The sequence below is a fragment of the Nonomuraea antri genome, assembly GCF_013283785.1.
GTDB classification, from domain to species: Bacteria; Actinomycetota; Actinomycetes; order Streptosporangiales; family Streptosporangiaceae; genus Nonomuraea; species Nonomuraea antri.
In genome coordinates, this window is the sequence record NZ_JABCPZ010000380.1 from 1 (window position 1) to 5,876 (window position 5,876).

5 protein-coding genes are annotated in these 5,876 nt (G+C 66.0%); 3 read left to right on the plus strand and 2 right to left on the minus strand.

The window, feature by feature from the left end; all coding sequences use genetic code 11:
- Positions 1-931: 931 nt before the first annotated feature.
- The gene (locus HII36_RS52640; RefSeq protein WP_173530932.1) at positions 932-1,594 is read right to left on the minus strand and encodes a hypothetical protein; all 663 of its coding nucleotides are present in this window, start codon (positions 1,592-1,594) and stop codon (positions 932-934) included.
- Between the two features lie 773 nt (positions 1,595-2,367).
- Here HII36_RS52640 and HII36_RS52645 point away from each other — a divergent pair.
- From HII36_RS52645 to HII36_RS52655, 3 genes are all read left to right on the plus strand, one after another.
- A complete protein-coding gene (locus HII36_RS52645; RefSeq protein WP_173530933.1) occupies positions 2,368-2,877 on the plus strand; it encodes a hypothetical protein in 510 nt (169 codons plus the stop codon).
- A 643-nt stretch (positions 2,878-3,520) separates the two neighbouring features.
- Complete coding sequence (locus HII36_RS52650; RefSeq protein WP_173530934.1) at positions 3,521-3,673, plus strand: hypothetical protein; 153 nt, start codon at positions 3,521-3,523, stop codon at positions 3,671-3,673.
- A 502-nt stretch (positions 3,674-4,175) separates the two neighbouring features.
- The gene (locus HII36_RS52655) at positions 4,176-5,051 is read left to right on the plus strand and encodes a hypothetical protein (RefSeq protein ID WP_173530935.1); all 876 of its coding nucleotides are present in this window, start codon (positions 4,176-4,178) and stop codon (positions 5,049-5,051) included.
- A gap of 165 nt (positions 5,052-5,216) precedes the next feature.
- On the opposite strand, the gene HII36_RS52660 is transcribed toward HII36_RS52655, so the two are convergent.
- Positions 5,217-5,876 (minus strand): hypothetical protein (locus HII36_RS52660; RefSeq protein WP_217371062.1); only part of this gene is annotated, 660 nt, incomplete at its 5' end.

Consider the following 5,876-nt stretch of genomic DNA (forward strand, 5'->3'; position numbering starts at 1 on the left):
CGTGGCCTGGCGACCCGCTATGACAAAGCTCCGGAGAGCTACGAGGCCGGGCTCTACCTCCGTGGCTCGATCATGTGGTTAAGACTCCTCACCTCAACCACATGATCCAAACTTTAAACAGCTCCTAATCCCCCTCCTGGCGACGCAGCAACCGCACGATCTCCGGATCCAGCGCTGCCGTCCGCCGGCTGGCCTCGCTTTCGGCTGCACTAGACCGACCAGCCCCTCATCGGTGTCCACCAGTTGATGGGGGACGGTGAGCTCACCGCTTCAGATCGACGTCCACCCCGTGCAGATCCGTGTCCTCTCGCACCGGCGGCAACAGGGCATCCCTGCACCGGATCGACGGCGTTCAGGTCCTCACGCACGGCGTGGTTCAGCGCCGCTCGCAACGTCGCGCGGACCCGCGACGCCAGGCCGACTGAGTGCCGAAGTGATCAGCCAGTGACCCCGCGGCCTGGATGGCAGGAGCCGCACCAGCGCCAGGATCGCTGGCTCGGCCCAGTCCGACTTCGACCGGGGAACCTGCCGCCGCAGCACCGCCATTTCATGCGGAGCACCATCGGCACTCTCCGAAGCCTCCCTTCGGCCCGACAGCACCAGCCTGCCGAACGCCCAGAGCGCGATCAGACACAGGAGACGGACAAGCGCAGAAGTCGATCTTGCCCGTCCCCCTTGCATCAGGTCTATTCGTCAGTTCAAGTCCTGGGATGACTTTGAAGCGGTACACGGCTGACCCCGATCACCCGATAGCCGATCAAGATCGAGGACACCGTTATCCAGATAGACCCCAAAGAGCTGCTCGCCTCTGCGGTCATCGGCCCGGCTCGAGTTTGTCACGTCAGGTCCTTCCCTGAGTTGTAGGTGTTGACCTGAAGAAGCGCGCGGCGAGGTGAAGTGCGGCTCGTACGTGACCCGCGATCTCCCGCTCTCACCCCTGGTCGTAGACATGGTGAGCAGCCAGCAGCAGAGCCCGCACGCGCCCCTCGTCGCCATTGGCCCTGTCCGGTTGGGTGGCTCCGGCCTGCCTGGCGGTTGTGTAGGCGACATAAGCCGGATCGTCGTCCGCCAGGGCCTTCTTCAGCGTTTCTACGCACGCTCGCTGCAGGAGCAGACGCCCATGGACGGTTTCATGGCCGGGAATCGGGCCTGCCTTGTCTCCCATCCCGGAGGACTCGAAGGCCGTATAGGCCTGCCTGAGCAAGGTGTCCATCCAGGCGAAGAGTTGATTGCACACCTCGGCCTTGTCGGGGTGATGGTCATGGTCCGAGGTGATGATCCGGAAGGCTCGGTCGACCAGCTCATGTTCGTGCAGGTTCGTGGTCGAGACCGCGATGCGCGCCGCGAGTTCGGTGATGAGCCGCAGCTTGTCCCGCGTGGGTGCGGCGACGATGGCGGAGACCTGGGGATCCTGTTCGACGGCGGCCAGTTCGTCGGCGTCGAGCGTGAGGGGTGAGAGCTTGGCGGTGGTGGGCAGCGGGTTCTGCGAACGATGATCGCCCGGTGACCGGCTCGGAACCAGTCCGCATCCAGGCGGATGCCTGACAGGTGCTCGCCCACCGCCAGACAGGCCGTCATCCAGTCGGCCGCCCACTGAGCGGGGGTGACGGGGAGTGCTCGCAGCCATTCCTCCCCGGATTCCGGCTGGATGCCGACGAGGTCGAACGGATCGAAGCCCGCAACGATTCGACCGGCGTCCGCGTAGGTGACCCACACATCGTGATTCACCGTCCAGTGCACGTTGAAGGCCGCGCTGTCCGCGGAGGACTGCTGGAGCACGCGTGGATCGGTGCCGCAGAGAGGAGCGGGCTCGAAAAGGACCGCCCACCCGGCCTGCTGCGAGACGAGCACGATCGCCTCACCGCGGGAAAGGTCCATGGCCGCGGCCGATACGTCGTCCACGGTGACGTCGGCGATCTCTCGCATGAGAGTTCCCTGCGACGTCACCAGCGCCTCCGCCTCAGGAGTGCCGACCCAGGTGATCGACCCCTGGTCGGGGAGGAGGTGTCGGGCGCCGGCGTGGTGGGCCAAGAGGTCGGTCATCGTCTTTTCCTGGTATCGAGGGACAGGGCCGGGGCGGGATGGCCGCTCCGGCCACGACCGGATGTTACGGGTTCGGGATGGGACCTATCAGAAGAGGTGCCTTCGGCGCAGTCGCACGTCGTGCCTGTGGCGATGCCGCTCGTTTGGCCATCAGCGCGATTCTTGTCGACGCTTGTCGACACCCCGGCAAGACCGGCGCCGAAGCGCCCAGATCCTGGCCACGGAGCGACGGCTCCGACCCGGGCGTGTCCGGCAAGAGATCCACTTAGCGGGCCTGAGCTGCCGCTAAAGCGCCACGAAAGCGCTACGAACCCATCGGCCCGCATGATCGAGGAGCAAGCCGGAAAGCCCGTGCTTCGAACAGTCGAACGCCCTGAGTACAGAGCGTTTCAGGAGGTTCTCATGCAACTTCACAGCACTCTGGGTGCGGCCGCTCTCCTGAGCCTCGCCCTGATGGCCGGCGGAGTAAGCGCTTCCGCACCGGCCGTTGCCGCTGCGGAGACGTCTGCGGCAACGGCGAAGTCCGCCTCGGCGTTCCTGCTCCATTGGAGCGACAACCACACGCCGACCAAACGATGGAGTACGCATGACTTTACGATGAGCCGCGATGGACGGCTGCATTTCAGCGCCTTCTGCTCGGGAGGCGGTAATGGCGACCGCACCACCATCACCGTGAATCTCATCAGAACATCGACGGGTAATTCCTGGGGATCAGCGACGGGGAGTTGCGGAGAGAGCGTGGGAACCTCGGTCAAAGTCAGTCGCGGCGTCGCCTACTACATGAGAATCTCGGTCACCGCGAAACGAGCGCTGAGTGCCGCAGCCTGGGGATAAGTAGCAGCTGTGTGCACGCTAACGTGGCGAAGCTCGCCATGTTCTGAGGGATGGTCGGTTCCGTCGCGATCTCGTCGCTCCTCCCGCAGGGGAACGGCCGTTCTGCCATCTTCTGGATCGCCAAGGTCAGGATCATGAAGAGCGGCCGTTGGAGTCGATCATGCTGTGCAAGGTTCACCGACAAGGCAGCTCACCATTCGTGGGCCGCGACCTCGCGCCACCTCGTTGAGTCGGACCCACGGACGAACACGAGAAACACCATGCCGCAAGCGCCGCGTAGCTGGCCGATGGCCGCAACGCCCAATACTGCCCGAGGCGCGGATCAGACCGCCTCGACAAGAGATGCATTCCCAGATGCATTTCTCAGTCGACGGACCGGAGCAACGTACTTTCGATCCGATGGAGAACATCAGGCCCAGCCCCACCCCGAGGTTCCGGCAAAGCCGATCTAGGACCGGCTCGGGCTGCAACCTTCATGCAGGGAACATGACCACTTCGTGTGGGTGTGCCATCACCGTGGCTCGTGTTCAGATCTCCACGGAATGAGGCCCTTTATGCGCCATCACTTCCACCAGAAAGCGGCAGGCCCCGTCCTCCGGCGTGACTCGGATCACGGCCCGCAGCCGCGTGTATACCGGACTCGTTGAACAGTCGCGCGGCCTGTCCGGCGCGCCCCGGCGGGTACTTCCACATCGCGTGGTTCTCCGGCCGCGCCTTGTACGACCTGGTGTTCATCCTCGGCGTCCACGGCATGGTGCGGATGTCTCGCAGCCCTTCAGCTCTGAAGATTTCCTGAAGGGGGAAGTCACGAGTGGATCCCGATCGCGGATCAAGAACCGCAACCCGGTGATGCGGTTACCGAAGCCCATCAGGTCGCCGCAGGAACGATCAGCGAACCACGTCACGCCGCGCAACCGCAGTTCAGACCACGCAACTCAATGGTCGCGGAGTCCAGATGTGGGGCTCACCCGCGCTGCCGGACGCCACTCGGGCCGCTTCGGTTGAACGACAGGCGGACAAGGACAAGACGCGATCTTGGTCGGCGGGGATGAATCCTCGCCAACCACAGGTCAGAGCCGTCCCGACCTCGTCATGGCGCGAGGCGCGATCTTCAGCGGCTCGATCGGCCTCGGTAACGGGCGCGTCGGCCGGAGGGATTCCTCATCGTGGGTCTCTACGTGCATACCAGCCTCAGGGTTGGACCGTTCCGGTTCACGCTCAGCCAGGCCGGGATGGCGGTCTCGACCGCGGTCCCCGGCCTTCGGGTGCGGATGGGCCCCCGCGGCAACGTCGTGCGCATGGGACACGGAACGGTCTCCTACCGCACCGTCGCCCCTGACCAGGACGTGGTCATGCACGATGTCGTGAGCCTGGTCCCGGCCCAGCCGAGTGACGTCGTCGAGCAGTTGCGGAAGGCCGCCGGACGGCGGCCGTACTGGCCGTTCGCCCTGGCCGCGCTGCTCGTCGCGGGGCTGGTGACCGGACGCTTCGGCCTGGTCGTCGTCGCTGTCGGACTGCCTTGCGTGCTGTGGGTGGCGTTGCGCGATCGGGCGGCTCGCGCGGTGGTCGTCATGTACGACGTGACCGACGAGGCCGCTCGGCGCTTCGATCACCTCATCAACGCGATCATCGGCCTCCAGCGAGCCCACGGATTCTGGCTGATCACCGCATCCGGCGCGATCACCAGCACCTACCAGTTCAAGGTGAACGCCGGCGCCTCCCGGCTGCTGAGCAGGACGAACGCCTCGGCCCGGCTGGCGGGACCGCGGATCCTGGTCACCAACGTCGCTGTCCCGACCCTGACCGCGGGCAGCCTGTCGGTGCACTTCCTCCCCGACCGGGTCCTGTTCCGGGACGGCCGCCACGTCGCCGATCTCGCCTACCAGCATCTTCAAGTCGGCCTGGAGCACACCCGCTTCATCGAAGAGGGCCCGGTGCCGCCCGACGGTACGGTCGTGGACTCGACCTGGCGCTACGTCAACGTCAAGGGCGGCCCCGACCGCCGCTTCAAGAACAACGTCCGCCTGCCCATTCTGCTGTACGGCAGGCTCGTGCTCCGCAGTCACGGCGGGCTCAACCTCGTCTGGGACGCCTCTCAGGTCCCGCTCGTCCAAGCTGTGGCGAGCAGCCTCCACCAGTCCATCACCGCTCGCCCGCCGGTGATTCACTCCTGAGGCGGCCTGCCCGCATGCGGGCCGCTGTCCCCGGGTCCCCGGGCTCCATCGACGCCACCGTGGGTGAGGTTGGTCGGTTGCACCGCGCCGCGCCTTCGGCCATCCGCAGACGGAGGATCAACGCTTCGACCTGCTGCGTGGCGAGGCGCCCGTCGCTGATCTTCGTCATGAAACCTGCGACGTGAGGGTGCCGGCGGGCTGGGGTACCGGCTTCAGCAGGCGCCATCCCAGGGGTGCCAGAGCCAGCCACATGCACAGGACCGCGAACGGCATGAGGGCCTGGCGGCCGGGTCCGTCCAGGACTTCGTAGCTGATGAACAGGGCCAGGGTGGCCAGGACGAGCGCCAGGGTCGTGACGCTGATCCGCTTCAGTACGGCCAGCTGAATGATCAGGGCCAGAAGCCCGAGGTAGACCAGCTGGGTGCCGAATCCGTACAGGATCGGCTCGACTCCCGGGATGCTTCGGATCTGCTGGTCCAGGGCCTTCAACTGCGCGTGATCGTCGGTGGCGAAGAGGACGTACAGGTCGACGAGCATCTCGGCGATCGAGGCGGCGACGCTGACCAGCGCCACCGTCAGACTCGCCCGGGCGAGGAGTTGCCCGGTGCCGCGGCTTCGTACCCGGCGGAACAGTTCGACGCAGGCGACGGCCAGCATCACGAAGCCGAGGAGCCACACCGAATGCGCGATGGTCGACCATGGCTCGAGTCCTTCGTTGCCGCCGAGCCTCATCAAGGTCCAGCCGCCGATCTGCGCCACCGGCGCCAGGATGAGCGCCCACCCGGCGAGGGTCGACCAGGTCGTCGCCGCCGGACGGGCCGGGCG